Genomic DNA, 19,161 nt, shown 5'->3' on the forward strand with positions numbered 1-19,161 from the left:
ACCGAGACTCGGCCGGCGCCTTCCGGTGAGACCGCTACCAGCGCGGGCAGGTGTTCTCGAACGTCGGGTCCACCGACTTCATGTACCCGGTGTCGTCCCGGTCGCGCACCCCGCAGTCGAGGTACTGCTGGTGCAGGGCGGCGAGGGCGTCCTCGTCGATCTCCACGCCGAGCCCCGGCGTGGTCGGCACCGCGACCGCGCCGTCGACGATCTTCAGCACGCCGGGCTTCACGACGTCCTCGGTCTTCCACGGCCAGTGCGTGTCACACGCGTACGTGAGGTTCGGAGTGGCGCCGGCGAGATGCACCATCGCGGCCAGGCTGATGCCGAGGTGCGAGTTGGAGTGCATCGACAGGCCCAGACCGAAGTTGTCGCAGATGCCGGCGAGCAGCCGCGACCGCTGCAGGCCACCCCAGTAGTGGTGATCCGACAACACGACCTGCACGGAATCCTTCAGCACCGCGGGCTTGAGCTGATCGAACGCGACAACGCACATGTTCGTGGCGAGCGGCATCTTCGCCTCCCGGGCCACCTCGGCCATGCCGTCGAGGCCGGGTGTCGGGTCTTCGAGGTATTCGACGATGCCGTCGAGTTCCGACGCGACCCGGATCGAGGTGTCGACGGTCCACGCGGCGTTGGGGTCGAGGCGCAACGGCAGGTCGGGGAACGCGGCGCGCAGCGCCTTGATTCCGGCGATCTCCTCGTCGGGCGAGAACACGCCACCCTTGACCTTGATGGCCTCGAAGCCGAACTCGCCGATCATCTTCTGTGCCTGACGGACCAGACCGTCGGGGTCGATGGCCTCGCCCCATTCGTCGGGCTCGGCGCCGGGATGCCCTGCCCACTTGTAGAACAGGTAGGCGCTGAACGGGACGGCGTCACGCACCTTGCCGCCGAGCAGATCGGACACCGGCCGGCCGAGGGCCTTGCCCTGCACGTCGAGGCACGCCACCTCGAACGGGGAGAACACGCGGTCGGTGGTGCTGGCCGTGGTGATCATGCCGGCGACGCCGTCGCCGCCCGTGACGGACAGGGTGGCGACCTTCGCGTCGATCGCGGCGCGGATCGCGTTGAGCGCGAACACGTCCAGCCCGACGATCGCCTCGGCGGCCGCTTCGAGCCGGGCGAGGTGGGCGGTGTCGGCGTAGGTCTCTCCCAGTCCGACGAGACCGCCGTCGGTGTCGAGCTGGATGATGGCACGCAGCGCGTACGGCTGGTGCACACCGACGGTGTTGAGCAGCGGCGGATCGACGAACGCGACGGGCGTGATCCGCGCGCCGGTGATCCGGATGGGCGCGCCCGACATCAGACCGCCGCCTGCACGGCGAGGGCGTCGGCGAGCACGGCACGACCCGCGGCCGTGATCCGGGCCAGCTCCTGCCGGTGGACCTCGCTCGTCGGGACGAGCGGCGGACGCACCGACCCGGCGTCGATGCCTTCCATCGCGACACCCGACTTGATCAGCGACACCGCGTATCCGGGCACCTGGTCACGCAGCCGGACGAGCGGGTGGAAGAAGTCGCGGAGCAGCGCGTCGGTGAGCTCCTGGTTACCGGACTCGAGGGCGTCGTAGAACCCGAGAGCGAGCTCGGGCGCGAACGCGAACGTGGCGGACGAGTACAGCGTCACACCGATCGCGCGGTACGCCTGCTGGGTGACCTCGGCGGTGGGCATGCCGTTGAAGAACAGGAACGGCTTGCCGGACGGCGCCAGCGCGTCCTTCACGGCGCGGACGATGCGCCCGACCTTGTCGAGGTCGCCGGTACCGTCCTTGAAACCGATGACGGTCGGGAACTGCGCCACCTCCACGGCGGACGCCTCGTCGAATCGGGCGTTGCCGCGGTTGTAGACGATGAGCGGAAGGTCCGTGGTCTCGGCGACAGCGCGGGTGTAGTCGACCAGGCCGGCCTGCGGCATCGTCACCAGGTACGGCGGGAGCAGCAGGATACCGTTGGCGCCGTTGGTCTTCGCGCTGGTGGCGAACTCCTTGGCCTGCTGCACCGAACCACCCGCCCCGGCGAAGACGGGGACACGTCCGGCGACGACCTCGACGGCCGTGGCGACGATCCTGCCGAACTCCTCGAGTCCGAGGGCGTGGAATTCGCCGGTGCCGCAGGCGATGAAGACACCGCCGGGTCCGGCGTCGATGCCCTTGGCGACGTGCTCGGCGAGCCGGTCGTAGTCGACGTCGCCGGATGCGGTGAACGGGGTGACGGGGAAGAACAGGACGCCGTCGAGCATGGGAAACTCCTTCACGAGGGGGAAATCAGGCTTGGGTGAGTCGGCCGTCGACGCGACGCCACAACTGTTCGGGGTTGCCGTCGGCGATGGCGGCGGGGAGTAGCGAACTCGGAACATCCTGGTACGCAACGGGTCGCAGGAAACGCTCGATCGCGAGCGAGCCCACGGATGTGGTGCGGGAGTCGGACGTCGCCGGGTGCGGACCACCGTGCACCATCGCGTGACCGACCTCGACCCCGGTGGGCCAGCCGTTGAACAGGATTCGTCCGGCCTTGAGTTCGAGGACGGGCAGCAGTCGTCCGGCCTCGTCGAGATCGGCGTCGTCGACGTGGACGGTCGCGGTCAGCTGACCTTCGAGCTTGGCTGCGACGGCCCGCACCTGCTCGGCGTCGCGGCAGCGGACGATCAGGCTCGACGAACCGAACACCTCCTGCTGCAACACCTCCGAACCCAGGAACGTGTCGGCGTCGGTGCTGAACAGCGCGGCCCGGCCGGTGTTCGGCGCGTCGGATTCGGTGCCGCGCGCCTCCACGGTCGCGGCTCCGGTGAGCGCGGTGACGCCGTCCGCGTAGCAGCCGGCGATGTTCGGGGTGAGCATCGGCGTGGGCGTGCTCTCGGCGACGGCGGCGCTCGCGGACTCGACGAACGAGGCGAGTCCGGGACCGTCGACCGCGATGACGAGACCGGGGTTGGTGCAGAACTGTCCGGATCCGAGGGTCAGGGACCCGACGAAGGCCCGACCGAGTTCGGCGCCCCGTGTGGTGAGCGCGTTCTCGAGAACGAACACCGGGTTGATCGAACTCATCTCCGCGTACACCGGGATCGGTTCCGGACGTCCCGCGGCCGCAGCGACCAGAGCGGTTCCACCGGAACGCGATCCGGTGAAGCCGACGGCCTTGATGCGAGGATCGGTGACCAGGGCGGTGCCGAGTCCGCGGCCCGAGCCGAACAGCAGGGAGAACGTTCCCGCCGGCATGCCGGTGCTCGCGACGGCGGCGGCGATGGCGCGGCCGCCGAGTTCGGACGTGCCGGGGTGCGCGTCGTGGGCCTTCACGACGACCGGGCACCCCGCCGCCAGCGCGGACGCGGTGTCGCCGCCGGCGACCGAGAACGCGAGCGGGAAGTTGCTCGCACCGAACACCGCGACCGGGCCGAGCGGCACCTTCCGCTGGCGGATGTCCGCACGCGGCAACGGAGCCCGGTCGGGCAGCGCGGGATCGATGCGGGCGCCGTTCCAGCCGCCGTCGCGCAGGACGCCGGCGAACAGCCGCAGCTGTCCGGACGTGCGGCCCACCTCACCGGTGACGCGGCCCTGCGGAAGACCGGACTCGGCACACACCCGGGCGACGAGTGTCTCGCCGAGAGCCTCGATGTTGTCGGCGATCGCCTCGAGGAACCGGGCGCGCTCCTCGGACGTCGTGGCGCGGAACGGCGCGAACGCCTCGGCGGCGGCGGCGCACGCGGCGTCGACGTCCCGGTCGTCACCGTGCGCGAATCCGGGTTCCAGCCGGGCGCCGGTGGTGGGGTCGATGCCGTGGATCGTCGCGCCGGAACCCTGGACGGGCTTGCCTGCGATGATCATCTGTCCGGTCACGTCGGTCCGGTTCACCGTTGCTGTCATGATGCGATCCTCGAATTCTCGTCTGCGTTTCGTATGGGCCGGTGCGGGGTCATGTGGCGGCCACGGTGGTCTCGTCGGAGGCCACCTCGGCCCGGTCCGCGACTTCGTCGATGTCTTCCTTGTCCCGCCGGAAGTACGTCACCGCCGCGGCCGCGGCCAGGGCGAAGAGCGACAGCACGACCAGGCCCATCGTCACCGTGCCGGTCTGCTCCTTGATCACTCCGAAGCCGAACGGGGCCACGAAGCCGCCCAGGTTGCCCAGCGAGTTGATGATCGCGATCGCCGGCGCCAGCACCATCGGGTGCAGTGTGCGCTGCGGAATCGACCAGAAGAGCGGGCTCGCGCTCTTGAAGCCCATCGTCGCGATGCACAGCAGCGGAAGCGCCAGCCAGGGCGTGACGAACGCGGCGGCCATCGTGCCGATTCCGCCGATGAGCAGCGCGGCGACGAGGTAGGGCTTGTGCCGTCCGGTGCGGTCGGCGGAGCGGTTGGAGAAGTACATCGCGAAGATCGCGCAGATCCACGGCAGCGAGGAGAGCAGCCCGACGGTGACGTCGGTGGTGCCCGGGATGCGGCGGATGATCGACGGCAACCAGAACGTGTTGGCGTAGATCGCCATGGTGATCGCGAAGAAGATGCCGCAGCACACCAGGATCCGCGGCTGCAGGAGCAGCTTCCAGCGCGAGCCGGACTCGCCACGCTTCGCGGACGCCTCACTGCGGAGCACGTCCTCCTCGGCGATGACGGCCTGCAGGTCGTGCTTCTCCGCGCCGGTGAGCCACTTCGCGTCGTCGATCTTCGAGTCGAGCAGGCGGTAGGCGATGCACCCGACGACGACGGACAGCAGGCCTTCCAGCCCGAACATCCACTGCCAGCCGTGATGCCCACCGAGGCCGTCGAGGGACAGCAGCGGTCCGGACATCGGCCCGGAGATCGCGGCGGCGATCGAGGACCCGGCGATGAACAGTGCGGTCGCACGGCTGCGGTGGTTGTTCGGCAGCCAGCGTGTGAAGTAGAAGATGATGGCCGGGAAGAAGCCGGCCTCGGCGACACCGAGAAGGAACCGCAGGACGTAGAACATCTCCGGGCCGTTGACGAACACCATCGCCGCCGACACGAGGCCCCACGAGATCATGATGCGCGTCAGCCACACCTTGGCGCCGAACTTCTCCATGAGCACGTTCGACGGCAGTTCGAAGATCGCATAGGCGATGAAGAAGACACCCGCACCGAAGCCGTACGCCGCGGCGCCGATGCCCACATCCGCCTCGAGGTGAGTCTGGGCATACCCGATGTTCGATCGGTTCAGCTGGTTGCAGATCAACATCACGATGAACAGCGGCACGACACGGCGGAAGATCTTGGCGACCGCGCTGTCGACTGCCGGGGACACGGCGAGGGGGAGGGTCATCGGTGACTCCTCTCTCTAAGTTCGGATGGCTGGAAACGTTGGGGGACCCCGATCACGCCCCGATGCGGAAGCGTGACCTGAGTCATAGGAGTCACGCTAGGGCGGCGTTCGATACATGTCCAAGTCAAAGTTTCGCGTCATCGATGCTGAAACGGCATCGACCGCGTTCCTGCTAGTTTCCTACCGTGAGCGCCGCCGCAGACACCTTCGAGTTCGTCCGCACCACCCGCGAGCACTTCCCCCAACTGCAACGATGGCTTCGCCAACCACACGTCGCGCGGTTCTGGAACCACGACACCGCCGACGCGGACATCGAACGCGACTTCGGCGGCAGCATCGACGGCACCGAACCCTGCGAAGACTTTCTCGTCCGCCGCCACGGCCTGCCCTTCGGATTCATCCAGCGCTACCGGATCGCCGACTACCCCGAGGACCTCGCGCTCCTCACCGCCCTCGTCGAGATCCCGCCGGGAAGCATCTCCATCGACTACTTCGTCGGCGACCCGCAGCACACCGGTCAGGGGCTGGGCACCGCGATGATCCACGCCTTCGTCGACCGGTGCCGCACGGACCTACCCGACGCCACCGCGATCGTCGTCCCCGTCGTCGTCCCCAACCGGGCGTCGTGGCGCGCGCTCGAGAAGGCCGGCTTCCGACGCGTCGGCGAGGGCTTCCTCCCGCCCGACAACCCGATCGACGACGGGGCGCACTACATCAGCAGGCTCGACCTGATTCTCGCCGATCCGAACAGGCCCTGAAGACTGCGGGACGGGTCGTCACCAGGCGACGAAGAATGGGATCAGCCCTGTGTTGCGGCGGCATTCACCCTGCCGGGCCGCAGATACTCACCAGCGCCGCACAGGTGGCCGAATATGCGAATACGACTTTTGTGCAACGTCTTTCATCCGCTCCGCGGGGGTGTACCGTCGTGTCGAATACCACCCGACCCGGAAAGGGACATGATCATGCGTTTGTCCACCCGCAATCAGCTCGCCGGCACGATCACCGAAGTCACCGTCGGTGCGGTGATGGCCACGGTGAAGGTGCGCCTCGACGGCGGCGAACAGATCGTCACCGCCTCCATCACCAAGGAAGCCGTCGAAGAACTCGGCCTCGAGACCGGTAAGCCCGCCACCGTGCTGGTCAAGTCCACCGAGGTGATGCTCGGCGTCGAGTAACGGGTGGAGGTCGGCGCGGTCAGGCGGAGCTCCGTTCGGAGAAGGGTCGGCGACGCAGGCTCGGGCTCTCGATGGCAGGAGGCACGTACGCCTGGTCGAGCGTGCCGACATCGGTACCGGGCGGGACGATCTCGTCGATCCGGTCGAGGATGTCGTCGGTGAGTGCGACGTCGATGCCGGCGAGAAGGTCGTCGAGGTGGCCCATCGTGCGCGGCCCGACGATCGCGCTGGTGACGCCTGGGTGAGCGATCGTGAACGCCATCGCGAGGTGGGTCATCGGCATTCCCGCCTCGTGCGCGAGCGGGACGAGTTGCTCGACGACGTCGAGGCGACGGGCATCCGTGAGGTGCGCGAAGAAGGCCGCACGGCGCAGGTCGTTGTGCTGCCCCTTGCGGACGCGACCGGTGAGCAGCCCCTGCGCGAAGGGACCCCGGACCAGCGTGCCCATCCCGTAGCGTTGCGCGACGGACAGTACCTCGCGTTCGATTGCGCGGTTGAGCAACGAGTAGGGCGGCTGTCGCTCGGCGACCCACTGCGCCTCGTCGCCCGTGCACTGAGGCTGACCAGCGACGAACGCGACCACCTGTTCCATCTGGCCGGTGAAGAGCCCTCGCGAGCGCTGCTACGCGTGGTCGGCTTACAGGACCTGACCCATGACCTTGCAGGACCCGAGCCGTAGACCGCGCCCCATGGCCGAGTCAGTTCGTGGCAGGGTTCTCCGATCCCAGGTTTCGCACGAGCCATCGCCCGTCGACGCGATGCATGACGACCGGGCACACATACCGGGGGTCGTTCGGCTGCCATTGGCCGCCCTCCAGCGTCGAGGTGTCGAGCACGTAGAGCGCCTCGATGCCCGGGGCGATCGTCCGTGTGGCTGCACCGATTCCCCACGTCGCCGGATCCGGCAGCATCGCCCGGAACGACCGCACGTACACGCGCTCGAAATGCACCCACAACGGATGATCCGGCGTCGGCCCCGCCAGGGCCGACGCGACCGCCTCAGCATCCCAACCGTCGACAGTCATCTGATAGTGGTTGTCCTGCACCCATTTCTGTGCGAGCACCGCCCGGAATTCGGGATCCACATTCGACCACGCCGACAGCAGATCCCCGTCCACGGCCACCGGCGTCAGGAACGCCCTCGCCGCACTCACCAGCTCTGCATGCCCGAGGAACCGCACCCGTTCGGCCGGATCCATTGCACGAAGCTGCCGGTACGTCTGCCGTACCTCGGGCGGCAAGGAGTCGATCTGCTCGTCGGTCAGCTCCGGAAGTGGGGACGCCGCCGGGGCCGCACCATCGCCTGCGTCGTCCTGGCGACCAAGCAATGCCCGGACGGCGTCGACGAACCGTGGGGTCAGCCGCTCGAGGGACTCGAGCAGTTCCCCCACCGTGCGCGGCGGGAGCGCATTCCGGGCGACCAGCACGTGCATGCACTCGAACACCGCTTCCGGGTCCAGATCGATTTGATCGCAGAGGAATTCGTCGGGGTGAATCGCCTCGACGTCGAACGGGTCGAGGGTCGACGGCGGGAAGTCCGTCGGATTGGCGGTCACGATCAAGGCTGCACCGGACCGTACAGCCGCAGCCAGGACGTGCCGGTCCTTCGGATCGTTGGTCATCGCGGGGATCAGCGCCCGGTATCCGCATGATTCCTCCTCCGCGAAGGGAAATGCCCTGCGCATCTGCTGCACTCGGCGTGCCGCCTCGTCAGGCGACTTACCGAACCTCTCTCCGGACAGGTTGCGCTCCACCTCGTCGAGTAGATCCGGCGTCCACACCGGCCGGAACAACTCGGCGTCGGCGAGGGTGAGCAGCAGATCGTTCAGGGCCTGGGGCAGCATGACGTTCGCGTCGAGAACCACCCGAAAGGTAGCCATAGGTTGCCCCCACCTCGGATCAGCGGGTCGTCACGAAGCCGTCAGCGGCGTCGCCGGGGTCCGGGGTTTCGTCGTGCGCCATCTCCTCGAACACCTGGCCGCGGCGCTCGCGCTCACGCTGCTGGAATTCGAGCACGTCAGCCAATTCCACCCGCCGATGCCGGCCCGGCGACGTGTACGGGATCTTCCCCGCCTCCAGCAACCGCACGAACGTCGGTCGGGTGATGCCCAACAGTTCCGCGGCCTCCTGCGTCGTCAGCACCGTGCGACGCGGCTCCACCGTCACCGCCTGCCCCCGATCCAGAGCAGTGACCGCGTCGACGAGCAACCCCCGAACACTGTCCGGCAGCGGCACCGACCCCTCCTGGGTCGAGATCCACATATCCTCGTCACCAGCGAGGACAGCCTTCAATGCGGCGAGAAGATCCCGATCGTCGGCGGCCGGCGGCAACACCGTGCGGTTCATCAGGGCGGCCATACCCCACCATAAAACGAAAAAAACGAACACACAATGTGGTTGGGGTCGGCCCCTGCCCGCGTCATGCTTGACCCTGACACAGTGACAAGGACTCGAATGGTCGACGAAGGAGGTGGTTGTCCATGAACACAATCAACTACGGTGGGCCGAACGCTCACCTCGTCGACGCCCTGGCCGCAGCCCACCCGTCGAGTCGGCTGCGGGCGGCGCTCACGGCGGGCACACGCCCCGACCCCCAGCTCACGGAGATCCTCGTCGACCGGTGTGCCATCGAACCGGACTTCTTCGTCCGCGACATGCTGACCTGGGCATTGTGCCGCCTGCCGACCGAGATCACCGTGCCGAGACTGATCCACGAGCTCGGGTCCGACACCGCGCAGGCCCGCAGTCAGTCGCTGCACACCCTGTCCAAGATCGGGCATCGGCAGGCCTGGCCCGCGGTGTCGGCGTTGCTGCACGACGAGCACGACGAGGTCGCGCGCAGCGCGTGGCGAACGGCCGTGGCACTCGTGCCGCCCGGCGACGAGGCTGCCCTCGCCGCCGATCTGGCGACCGAACTCGGACGGGGTGATCAGCACATGCATCTCAGTCTGAGCCGTGCATTGGTGGGACTCGGGGAGGCTGTCCTGCCGGTTCTCGACACAGCCGCAACGCATCCCGATCCGCGCGTCCGTGCGCACGCGGACGCGACACAACGGCTCTGTCACGATCCCGACAGCGGGTTCACCCTCTCACTCGAGGTGGCCAAGCGCGTTGCGGTCGCCGGCCCGGACGCGTAGCAGGAGGAGATGCGATGTTGATCGGTGAGGTCTCCCAGCGTTGTGGTGTCAGCACCCGGATGCTGCGCCACTACGACACATTGGGACTCGTCAAGCCCAGGGGCCGCACCTCCGGCGGCTACCGCGAGTACTCCGCCGACGACATCCGACGGCTCTTCCACGTCGAGAGCCTGAGGACCCTGGGGCTGTCGTTGAACGAGGCCAAGCGCGCACTGGACGAGCCCGACTTCGCACCGGCCGATCTGGTGGGAGACCTCATCCGACACACACGCCAGCGGATCGCCGCCGAGGAGGAACTACTCGCGAACCTCGAACGTGTCGACGCCGCGTCCCCCGCGCAGTGGGAGGACGTTCTACACATCGTCACTCTGCTGCGCGGGCTCGAATCGGAATCCGCGGCCCATCGTCAACAAGTGATCTTGTCCCACAACGGGATTGCGTCGCTGCCCGTCGAAGCGCTGGTCGAGGCCATCCTGTCGGAAGACGACCTCAATGTGGCCGGAGCGCTGCACTGGTCGTTGGCCAGGGTCGCCGGCCACGGACTCGAGGATCTCGCCCACGGACTCGACGCGGGCGAGGTCGCGATCCGGCGTCGCGCCGCTGCCGCCATAGCGGCAATCCACACTACGGAGGCAACGGTACATCTGAGACGGGCTCTCGATGATCCGGACGCCACGGTCCGCGCATACGCGGCCCTCGCGCTCGGCTCACGCGGAAACATCGACTCGATACCCGCCCTCCTCGAGATGGTCGCGGAGGGGCCGCGCGATGTCGAGGCAGCCGAAGCGTTGGGCCTACTGACGACCATCTCCCCCTCGGCCGACGACATCGTCGAGGCCATGCACACCACGCTCGACCACGCCGATGACACGCCCACCCGACTGCGAATCACCCAAGCCCTCGCCGAGATTCCCGGCACCGCGGCACGGCGGGCTCTGTCCCGGCTGACCCACGACCGCGACCGGACGATCGCGTCCACCGCGGCAGCAATCATCAACACCCAGGACCACGGACGACGACGCCGACCCACGCCATCACACACGGCGCCGCGTACGTAACCGGAGGCCGATCCGCCGAATCGGGCGCGGCGCCGACTAGGTTTTCTACATGGATCTGCGTCAGATGGAGTATTTCCTTGCGGTTGTCGATCACGGAGGGGTCAACCGGGCAGCTGCGGCGTTGCGGGTGGCGCAACCGTCGCTGTCTCAGGCGGTCCGAAAGCTGGAGAAAGACTTAGGAACCGAACTGTTCCACCGTGTGGGCAGAGGCCTGGTCGTCGCACCCGCCGGACAGGCTCTGGTCGGTCCCGCACGCATGATCTTGCGCGAGACAGAAGCCGCCGAGAACGCAGTACGCAGCGTCGGGCAGGGCCTCGGGGGCCGGATCGATATAGCAACATTGTCGGACATGTCTACCGACCCGTTGTCATCCTGGGTGGCGCGATTTCGGTCGGAGGTTCCCGACGCACGATTCCGTATCGAGGAGCGAGACGAAGCGGCAGACGTTGTCGACCTCGTCAGATCCGGCGCGTGCGAGATCGGGTTCCTGGCCATGCCGGTCGCCGCGGGCGAGTTGGCCAGCGAGGAGATGAGCGACCAGAACTTTGTCCTGGTCTGCCCGCCCGGCACCGATGCCTCCTGGCCGGATCCCACCCCCGTCGAGGCCTTGGCAGGGGTTCCCTTCGTCATGGGCGAACGCGGAACAGCGACAAGAGATTACATCGAGAATACGTTGCGCCGACACGGGATCGAACCACGGATCGTGGTGGAGGTACCCCAGCGTGGTGCGGTACTGCCGATGGTGCTGTCCGGTGGAGGCGCGGCCATCATCCCCCTCCGGATCGCACTCGATGCGCGTCACCGCGGCGGCGTAGTGCGAGAACTCTCGCCGGCATTGTCCCGCCCGCTGGGAATGGTGCACCGAGCCAGCCGATTGACCGCGATAACCACCGAGTTCGTCGAGTTCTCCACACGATCGCTGCAGTCATGGCTCCGCGGCATCGAACGAAATACCAGCCGGGGCCACTCGTTGGTCGAGGCGGCGTCCTTGACGGCACTGGCGGCGGATCACCGGGTCCGCGATCGGAACTACCGAGACTCCGAAGTGCGGCCCGCAACTGACAGCTAATTGCAGTCAATCTGGGTGAAAACGTGTCTTTGACGTAGTCAGTCGTCGCCCTCTTCAATGACTGTGCACCAGCTCACAGGCGTACTGCCAGTCATTGAAGGAGGACTCATGCCCGGCCAAGTTCATGTGGCGTTCGAGGGAACTACGGCAACGGTGACGCTCGACAATCCCGGTCGGCGCAACGCGGTTTCCTTCGCGCTCTTCCAAGATCTTCACTCCGTGATCACCGAGGTTTCGCACTCGCCGGAAGTGCAGGCGGTGATCGTGACGGGACAGGGCACCGATTTCAGTGTGGGTGCCGATCTGGCTGCAGCTCCGGAATCGAGAACTCTGCGCCGCGACTCCGTGGCTGCGGACACCGCCCGATTGCGTCAGGTCAGCACCGCCCTCCTCGACTTTCACCGGATGCCGCAGATCACCATTGCTGCGATCGATGGCGCCTGCGCAGGCGCGGGACTCTCGCTCGCAGCCGCGGCAGACTTCCGCATCGCGTCCGATCGAGCAGTGTTCAACACCGCGTTCGTCAACGCCGGCCTGTCCGGGGATCTCGGCGGAGTCTGGCTGATCAACAACATGCTCGGCGCCGCGCGTGCACGCGAACTCTTTCTGGCACCGGAAAAGCTCTCCGCGTCACGAGCACAACAGCTTGGGCTGGTGACCGCGGTGGAGTCCCCGGAGTCGTTGCACCACACTGCACGAGAACTTGCGGGCCGTCTGGGAGCACTGTCCCCGCTCGCGCTGCGGGCGATGAAGCAGAATCTGCTCCAGTCATCCCTCACACCACTGAGCGACTACTTGCTCGCCGAAGTCGATCGCATGGTGCAGTGCTTCCATTCCGACGATTCACGGGAAGCAGCCGAAGCCTTTCTGCACAAGCGCCGGCCTGCATTCACCGGCCGCTGACAACAACGGCCCCTCCACTCGTCATCTTGGGAGTTTGTCTCGATGTCTGAAATCCTTACACGGCAGACAGCGGTCGCCTCGCCACCGTCGCCGGCGCGAGCCTGGCTGATCACCGTCCTGCTGTTCACCTTCCTCCTCCTCAATTTCGCCGACAAGGCGGTGCTCGGTTTCGCCGGCGTCCACATCCAGCGCGACCTGGGTATCACCCCGCAGCAGTTCGGGTTGCTCCAGAGCGCATTCTTCTGGCTGTTCGCCGTCGGCGCGATCGTGCTGGGCGCGCTCTCGTCGCGCATCGGCGTCCGCTGGCTCCTGGCCCTTCTGATGCTCGTCTGGATTGTCACGATGGTGCCGCTACTCGGTCCGGTCAGTTTCGGCGTTCTACTCGCCTGTCGGATCGTCCTCGGCTTTGCCGAAGGTCCGGCCTACGCGCTGGCCACCCATTCCGTGCACTCCTGGTTCCCCGCCGAAAAACGGGCCTTACCCAGCGGTGTCGTGACGGCCGGCGCCTCGGTCGGCCCCCTGCTCGCCGCACCGATACTGACCTGGGTCATCGTCACGTGGTCCTGGCACGCCGCATTCGGTGTCCTCGTTGCTCTGGGCGCTCTGTGGGCTGTGGCCTGGCTGGTGCTCGGGAGGGATGCCCCAGTGCACACCCCGGCCGACACAGCAGACGGCACCCTGCACCTGGTCGATGCGCCGTATCGGATGTTGTTGACCACCGGAACCGTCGTCGGTATCGCCCTACTGACCTTCTTCTCATACTGGTCGACCACCTTGAAGGTCGCCTGGTTGCCGGTGTATCTCTCCGACGGTCTCGGCTACGACACGATCACCGCGGGCCGGTTGATGATGCTTCCGTACGCCGTCGCCGCGGTAGGTGCGATAGGCGCCGGATGGTTGTCGAACTGGCTGACCGTCCGCGGCGTTTCCCGGCGCGTCTCCCGGGGGTATCTGGCGGGCGGGTTGATCGTCGCGGCCGGTCTATCGATGTTCGCCTTCACCCTGCTCTCGGCCGGACTGCCGCAGATGATCCTCATCGCGTTGGCGTTCTCACTCAACACCGCCGCCTACGCCGTCGCCTTCACCGCGATCGCCGACGTCGTCCATCCACGCAAACGAGGGCCGATATTAGGTTTCCTCGTCGCCTTCTACAGCATGGCCGGTATCCTCGCGCCTCTCGTGCTCGGATACTTCGTCGGCAACGCAACCGACAAGATCACCGGCTACGGCCACGGCTTCGCTCTCACCGGAATGCTCATGGCCGTCGGCGGCGCTGCCGCCATGTTCCTCGTCCGCCCCGAACATGACGTCGCCACGCTCAACGCCCGTGTGCAGGAGAACGCGCAATGACTACACCCTTGGACGGCGTCCGCGTCGTCGACTTCGGACAGTTCATCGCGGCCCCAGCCGCTACCCAGATCCTGGCCGACCTCGGCGCCGACGTGATCAAAGTCGAACCCGTACACGGTGAATCGTCCCGATCGATCGGCATATACGGCGAAGCGATACTCCGGAACTACAACCGCAACAAGCGCGGCATCGCAGTGGACCTCAAGGACGCACGCGGCCGGCAGATCGCCCGGGAGCTCATCGCAGGCGCGGAGATCGTCGTGGAAAATCTCCGCCCCGGAGTAATGGACTCCTTCGGGCTCGGCGCCGACACCATCCGGGCAGCACATCCACACATCATCTACGCCACGGTGAGCGGGTTCGGCGCCAACGGACCATCGAAATACCGTGCAGGACTAGATATCGCAGCGCAGGCCGAAAGCGGCATCATGTCGGTCACCGGGGAAGCCGACGGCGAACCCCAACGCGTCGGATTTCCCGTGGTCGACTCCGCCGCCGCCCACGTATTCGCCCAAGCCATCCTCGGCTCCTACATCCGAAAGCTGCGTACCGGCGACGGCGACACCGTCACGACCTCGCTCCTCGAAGTAGGTGTCCACCTCCAGGGCCCGAACTGGGGCGAATATCTCCTGACCGGCAACGAGCCCATACGCAAAGGCAATGGCCAGGCCACGGTCGCGCCCGCCGCCGACGTCATGCCCACCCGCGACGGTGCCCTCGTCGTCTCCGCTTACTCGGCAACACATTTCGACCGGCTCTGCCACCTTCTCGGCCGACCCGAGCTCGCCGGCGACCCCCGCTTCGCAACCAACGAGGCACGGGTCCGAAACCGCTCCGACCTGCTCACGGAACTGCGCGCCGAGTTCGCCAAGATGACCAGCGACGAAGCCATGGCACTGCTGATTCCGAACGGTGTCGTCGCCGGCCGCATCAGTTCCTACGGCGAGGTCCGTAAGAACCCGGACGTCGAGGCCGCCGGCATCTTCGTCACCGTCACCGACCCCGCGGGTGTCCCACACACCACACTGGGTTCGCCCTGGCACCTCGCCAGCATGCCCCAATCCTCGACCGTCGGCGCCCCCGCACTCGGACAACACACCCACGAGCTGCTCACCACCCTCGGCTACCCCGCCACCACGATCGACGCCCTCACCACCGACGGCGTCATCCGCTGAATCATTTTCTCCTCCATGGCCGTTCCCCAGACGGCCGCAACCCTCACCCGTAAGGAACCCCTGATGCACCGCGAGTTGTTCACAGCCGACCACGACGCCTTCCGCGACACCGTCCGCCAGTTCATCGGCAAGGAGATAGTTCCGAACCTGACCGACTGGGAGTCGGCCGGTCGCGTCCCCCGTGAACTGTTCACCAAGACCGCCGAGATCGGCATCAACGGACTGCAGATCCCGGAAGCCTACGGCGGCGGCGGAATCACCAGCTTCCTGTTCAACGCCATCGTCATCGAAGAGACCGGATACGCCGCGGCCTCGTTCGGCGGCCTCCAGGTCCACCTCAATACCGTCATGCCCTACTTCTTCGAGTACGCCAACGACGAACAGAAGGACCGCTGGTTCCCCGGCTTCGTCGACGGGTCACTGATCTCCTCGATCGCGATGACCGAACCCGGAACCGGCTCGGACCTCGCAGGCATCGCCACCACCGCCGTCCGGGACGGTGACGACTGGATCCTCAACGGCGCAAAGACCTTCATCACCGGCGGCATCAACGCCGATCTGATCGTCGTCGTGGCCCGCACCGCACGCGTCGCCGAGAACCGACGCGACGGATTGTCGCTGTTCGTGGTCGAAGCCGACATGGACGGTTTCACCCGCGGACGCAACCTGGACAAGCTCGGCCTCAAGGCGCAGGACACCGCCGAGCTACTCTTCGACAACGTCCGGGTGCCCGCCCGGAACCTCCTGGGCCGAGAAGGCAATGCCTTCTCCATGCTCACCCACAACCTTCCCCAGGAGCGGCTCACCGTCGCCGTGGCAGCGCACGCCACCGCCGCAGCCGCGCTCACCCTCGCCACCGACTACGTCAAGGACCGCAAGGTCTTCGGACAACGCGTCGCCGACTTCCAGAACACGAAGTTCGTACTCGCCGAATGCGCCACCGAACTCGAAGCCTCCCAGGCCCTGATCGACCGGGCACTCGTCGCGCTCGACACCGGAACCCTGAACGTCGCCGATGCGGCGAAGGTGAAACTGTTCTGCACCGAGATGCAGTCCCGGGTGATCGATCGCTGTCTGCAATTGCACGGCGGGTACGGCTACATGCGTGAGTACCCCATCTCCCGGCTGTACGTCGACGCTCGCGTCAGCCGAATCTTCGGGGGAACGAGCGAAGTGATGAAGACCATCATCTCCCGATCTCTGGGACTGTGACGACGATCGATCCGGACATTCGCCGCACGGACCTCGACTCGTACCTTGCCACCATTCGTCACTGGCCGATCCGCGCTACGGGCTGTCGGAGGATGGTCTCGAGCTTGCCGGGGGCCGTGCGACGGGGATCGCTGAGGTAGACCTCGTGGTGCTTGCCGGTCATGCGAAGCGAGTTGTCGGGGATGAAGCGGGTGTGCATCTCGTCGAGGACCGGCGCCTCCTCGTCATAGGAGCCGACGTGGAGTGTCTGCACGCTCAGGCCCTCGTCGAACCGTTCGAGGCGAATGGCGTCGAGCGCCGGGGCGCCGCCCTTGCGACCCACTGCCTCGACCACCGTGTCGAAGTGTTCACACGTAATCCAGTCGGGGACCATGTTCATCAGCGTCCAGTCCCATCGCGACTTGTCGCGAGCCGCTGTGAACGAGTCCATATCGTCGGCCCACCAGAGCGCTTCGAGCGGCATCACCGAATAGTCGCGGCCGAGCTCACCCTTGCTGAAGAACTTCAGCTTGTACGCCACGGGATAGATCGTCTTCAGCGCGTCCTCGTACGCTTTCGACGTGTTGGGGTCACCGTGGCCGTCGATCATGAGGAACTGCAACGCCGGCACGGTCACCACCGAGAATCTGCCCCGCACGGCGGTGTAGGTCGCACGCTGCTTCTTCAGGTCGATCTTCATCGGATGCACCCCTGCTTCGACTGCCGTCAGCCAATTCACGTTCGTTCGGATCCGTCGACATCATGACGGGCAATCGAATCGTCGTATCCGGCGCCCTTTCACCACCGGCTGTCGGCCGCCGGGAGCCGCACCCTGAACCGACCTGTCGACACACCGCCGGATCGGCCGGTGACCCGGAGATCGCATGACATCGACAGGCTCGACCTGCTTCAATGAGTAGGTGTGCAGATGGATGGCATACTCCGGCGATCCGATCCTCATCGAGGACCTGCTCTTCCGTCCTGCCCATTCCCTCATCGACCAGAGCCTGCATTCCCGCATGGGCGCGACCACCACGAACGGTGACGGGTTCGGCATCGGCTGGTACGGCGACGGACCTACACCGGCGTTGTTCAAGTGCATCGAACCCGCGTGGAACGAACGGAACCTCCAGGAAATCTCCCGGCAGATCAGGACGCCGCTGATGTTCGCCCACGTGCGTGCGTCGACGGGAACTCCGGTGCAGCGCAGCAACTGTCACCCCTTCCGGCACGGAAACTGGCTGTGGATGCACAATGGCGCGTTGCGCGGTTTCTCCGAGATGAAGCGCGATCTGGCGATGGCCGTCGACCCGAGCCTCTACCCCGACATCGAGGGTTCCACGGACTCCGAGACGCTGTTCTTCCTCGCTCTGACCTTCGGTCTCACCGACGACCCGCTCACCGCCGTCGCGCGGGCCGTCGGGTACGTCGAGGACGTCGGCGCCCGCCACGGGGTCGAGAACCCGGTGCAGGCGACGATCGCGACCACCGACGGCGTCTCCGTCTGGATCTTCCGGTACTCGACCGAGCAGCAGACGCGGTCGCTGTTCTTCTCCACCGCGATCGCGAAGGTCCGGGCCCTCCACCCCGAGGTGGAGGCGCTGCACCAGCTCGGCGACGAAACCCGGTTCGTGGTGTCCGAACCGCTTCGCGACCTAGAGGGCGCGTGGAACGAGGTACCCGAGTCGTACGCCGCAGTCATCCGCCCCGGTGAGGACGAGATCCGGCCGTTTCAGCCGGTATCGCCCGTCCGCTGAGCTCGCCAACGGCTGGGGCTGCACCCGAACCGGCCGCTGAACCACCGCGAGAAGTTGCTCGGCGCCGAGAACGCCAGCATGTCCGCGATCTCGGTGAGACTCAGGCGGGGGTTCGCGACCATCCGCTCGGCGAGTTCGACGCGGGTGGCGTCCAGAACCGTCGAGAACGACTCCCCCGTCTCGGCGAGCCGCCGATGCACGGTCCTCCGGTCGACCCCCAGACTGCGGGCCACCTGATCGACGGAACACCGGCCGGTCGGGAGCAGGAGTTCGATCAGCTCGCGAACCCTGCTCACGATCGTCACGTCGTCCGACGGTTCCAAGGAGTCGAGCAGTTGCTGCGTGTAGGGGCGCAGGAGGGGATCGGACATCTTGTTCGGCGCGTCCAGGTCGGCCGCCTCGATCACGATGCCGGCGAACTCGTTCTCGAACGTCACGACCGGACCGAACAATCGCCGATGCGTTGCCGTGTCCGCCGGCGCCGGGTGGGGAAAACACACCGTGAGCGGTTTCCAGCCGCCACCGAGGAAGCCGCGCAGCAGCCGGTGCAGCACACCGACCGCCAGCTCGATCGACTGCCGCGTCTCGAGCGTCTCCCCGAGATCGAGTTCGACGCGGAGGGTCACGAGGCCGTTCATCTCGGACATCCGCGTCCGCAACGCCTCGTTGTACGTGTGCGTGTACCGGGTGAGCACGCGCAGGGCGCTGCGGACGTCGGGTTCCTCCCGCACGACGAGGCTGAGGGGACCGAGGTTGGAGAACTGCCGGCGCTCGGCGAGGCGCACCCCGAAGTCTTCGCGCCCGGACGCCTCCACCGACTGCTCGAGGAGGCGCGCGATCGCCGCGGCCGGGATCCATCGGTCCTGCAGTGCGAGGCCGGACGGATCGAGGCCGGCGGACCTCATCAACGGCACCGGGTCGACACCGAGCGACCGGCACAGCTCGAGGTATCCGTTCAGCGACGCGTAGCGCGCAAGGGGTTTCATGCCACCTCCAATGCCCTGTCCCAAAATGATAGGCCGTCTGTCCCGTCAGGATAAGCAGTCGGCCGAATGCGCCCGTACTGTTAG

Annotated in this window: 19 protein-coding genes; 10 read left to right on the top strand and 9 right to left on the bottom strand. The window is 66.7% G+C overall.

The window, feature by feature from the left end; translation table 11 throughout:
• Window positions 1-34: 34 nt before the first annotated feature.
• From RJ1_RS30130 to RJ1_RS30145, 4 genes are read right to left on the bottom strand one after another with little or no spacing between them, the layout of a single operon-like run.
• Complete coding sequence (locus tag RJ1_RS30130) at window positions 35-1,306, bottom strand: glucarate dehydratase family protein (protein ID WP_073366175.1); 1,272 nt, start codon at window positions 1,304-1,306, stop codon at window positions 35-37.
• Window positions 1,306-2,241 carry a 5-dehydro-4-deoxyglucarate dehydratase gene (locus tag RJ1_RS30135; protein ID WP_073366176.1) on the bottom strand — a complete coding sequence of 312 codons (936 nt, stop codon included), beginning with the start codon at window positions 2,239-2,241 and terminating at the stop codon, window positions 1,306-1,308. Before RJ1_RS30135 ends, RJ1_RS30130 begins: the two co-directional genes overlap by 1 nt.
• 25 nt (window positions 2,242-2,266) lie before the next feature.
• Entirely contained in the window at window positions 2,267-3,862 is a 1,596-nt protein-coding gene (locus RJ1_RS30140) for an aldehyde dehydrogenase (NADP(+)) (protein ID WP_073366177.1), read from the bottom strand.
• Window positions 3,863-3,911: 49 nt separating this feature from the next.
• Window positions 3,912-5,273 carry an MFS transporter gene (locus tag RJ1_RS30145; RefSeq protein WP_073366178.1) on the bottom strand — a complete coding sequence of 454 codons (1,362 nt, stop codon included), beginning with the start codon at window positions 5,271-5,273 and terminating at the stop codon, window positions 3,912-3,914.
• Between the two features lie 185 nt (window positions 5,274-5,458).
• On the opposite strand from RJ1_RS30145, the gene RJ1_RS30150 reads away from it, so the two are divergent.
• Both RJ1_RS30150 and RJ1_RS30155 read left to right on the top strand, forming a co-directional pair.
• Window positions 5,459-6,031 carry a GNAT family N-acetyltransferase gene (locus RJ1_RS30150; protein WP_073366179.1) on the top strand — a complete coding sequence of 191 codons (573 nt, stop codon included), beginning with the start codon at window positions 5,459-5,461 and terminating at the stop codon, window positions 6,029-6,031.
• 207 nt (window positions 6,032-6,238) lie between these two features.
• Entirely contained in the window at window positions 6,239-6,451 is a 213-nt protein-coding gene (locus tag RJ1_RS30155) for a TOBE domain-containing protein (RefSeq protein ID WP_073366222.1), read from the top strand.
• A 19-nt stretch (window positions 6,452-6,470) separates the two neighbouring features.
• Here RJ1_RS30155 and RJ1_RS30160 read toward each other — a convergent pair whose 3' ends face one another.
• The 3 genes from RJ1_RS30160 to RJ1_RS30170 form a co-directional block, all read right to left on the bottom strand.
• Complete coding sequence (locus RJ1_RS30160; RefSeq protein WP_083400572.1) at window positions 6,471-7,043, bottom strand: aldo/keto reductase; 573 nt, start codon at window positions 7,041-7,043, stop codon at window positions 6,471-6,473.
• A gap of 106 nt (window positions 7,044-7,149) precedes the next feature.
• Complete coding sequence (locus RJ1_RS30165; protein WP_073366180.1) at window positions 7,150-8,331, bottom strand: PIN domain-containing protein; 1,182 nt, start codon at window positions 8,329-8,331, stop codon at window positions 7,150-7,152.
• Between the two features lie 19 nt (window positions 8,332-8,350).
• Window positions 8,351-8,809 (bottom strand): helix-turn-helix domain-containing protein, encoded by a 459-nt coding sequence (locus RJ1_RS30170; protein WP_073366181.1) that lies wholly within the window; start codon window positions 8,807-8,809, stop codon window positions 8,351-8,353.
• A gap of 122 nt (window positions 8,810-8,931) precedes the next feature.
• Between RJ1_RS30170 and RJ1_RS30175 the strand changes: the two genes are divergently transcribed.
• The 7 genes from RJ1_RS30175 to RJ1_RS30205 all read left to right on the top strand — a co-directional run bounded on the left by RJ1_RS30175 (window position 8,932) and on the right by RJ1_RS30205 (window position 16,355).
• Window positions 8,932-9,588, top strand: coding sequence for a HEAT repeat domain-containing protein (locus tag RJ1_RS30175; RefSeq protein WP_073366182.1), 657 nt, complete (start codon window positions 8,932-8,934; stop codon window positions 9,586-9,588).
• A 14-nt stretch (window positions 9,589-9,602) separates the two neighbouring features.
• Entirely contained in the window at window positions 9,603-10,646 is a 1,044-nt protein-coding gene (locus RJ1_RS30180; protein WP_073366183.1) for a MerR family transcriptional regulator, read from the top strand.
• 49 nt (window positions 10,647-10,695) lie between these two features.
• A complete protein-coding gene (locus tag RJ1_RS30185; RefSeq protein WP_240319840.1) occupies window positions 10,696-11,715 on the top strand; it encodes a LysR family transcriptional regulator in 1,020 nt (339 codons plus the stop codon).
• Window positions 11,716-11,823: 108 nt separating this feature from the next.
• Window positions 11,824-12,618, top strand: coding sequence for an enoyl-CoA hydratase/isomerase family protein (locus RJ1_RS30190; protein WP_073366185.1), 795 nt, complete (start codon window positions 11,824-11,826; stop codon window positions 12,616-12,618).
• 42 nt (window positions 12,619-12,660) lie between these two features.
• Window positions 12,661-13,968, top strand: a complete 1,308-nt coding sequence (locus RJ1_RS30195) for an MFS transporter (protein ID WP_073366186.1) — start codon at window positions 12,661-12,663, stop codon at window positions 13,966-13,968.
• On the top strand, window positions 13,965-15,143 hold the full coding sequence (locus RJ1_RS30200) for a CaiB/BaiF CoA transferase family protein (RefSeq protein ID WP_073366187.1): 1,179 nt from the start codon (window positions 13,965-13,967) through the stop codon (window positions 15,141-15,143). The genes RJ1_RS30195 and RJ1_RS30200 overlap by 4 nt, the downstream gene beginning before the upstream one ends.
• 63 nt (window positions 15,144-15,206) lie before the next feature.
• Window positions 15,207-16,355: an acyl-CoA dehydrogenase family protein gene (locus tag RJ1_RS30205; protein WP_073366223.1), complete on the top strand. Its 1,149-nt coding sequence runs from the start codon at window positions 15,207-15,209 to the stop codon at window positions 16,353-16,355.
• Window positions 16,356-16,413: 58 nt separating this feature from the next.
• On the opposite strand, the gene RJ1_RS30210 is transcribed toward RJ1_RS30205, so the two are convergent.
• Window positions 16,414-17,034 carry a GyrI-like domain-containing protein gene (locus tag RJ1_RS30210; RefSeq protein ID WP_073366224.1) on the bottom strand — a complete coding sequence of 207 codons (621 nt, stop codon included), beginning with the start codon at window positions 17,032-17,034 and terminating at the stop codon, window positions 16,414-16,416.
• Window positions 17,035-17,266: 232 nt separating this feature from the next.
• Here RJ1_RS30210 and RJ1_RS30215 point away from each other — a divergent pair, with 232 nt between their 5' ends.
• Complete coding sequence (locus RJ1_RS30215) at window positions 17,267-18,091, top strand: class II glutamine amidotransferase (protein WP_073366188.1); 825 nt, start codon at window positions 17,267-17,269, stop codon at window positions 18,089-18,091.
• Here RJ1_RS30215 and RJ1_RS30220 read toward each other — a convergent pair.
• Complete coding sequence (locus RJ1_RS30220) at window positions 18,067-19,077, bottom strand: AraC family transcriptional regulator (protein ID WP_073366189.1); 1,011 nt, start codon at window positions 19,075-19,077, stop codon at window positions 18,067-18,069. The two genes, RJ1_RS30215 and RJ1_RS30220, sit on opposite strands and share 25 nt — an antisense overlap.
• Window positions 19,078-19,161: the final 84 nt, after the last annotated feature.

The organism is Rhodococcus jostii NBRC 16295, assembly GCF_001894825.1.
GTDB lineage: Bacteria > Actinomycetota > Actinomycetes > Mycobacteriales > Mycobacteriaceae > Rhodococcus_F > Rhodococcus_F jostii.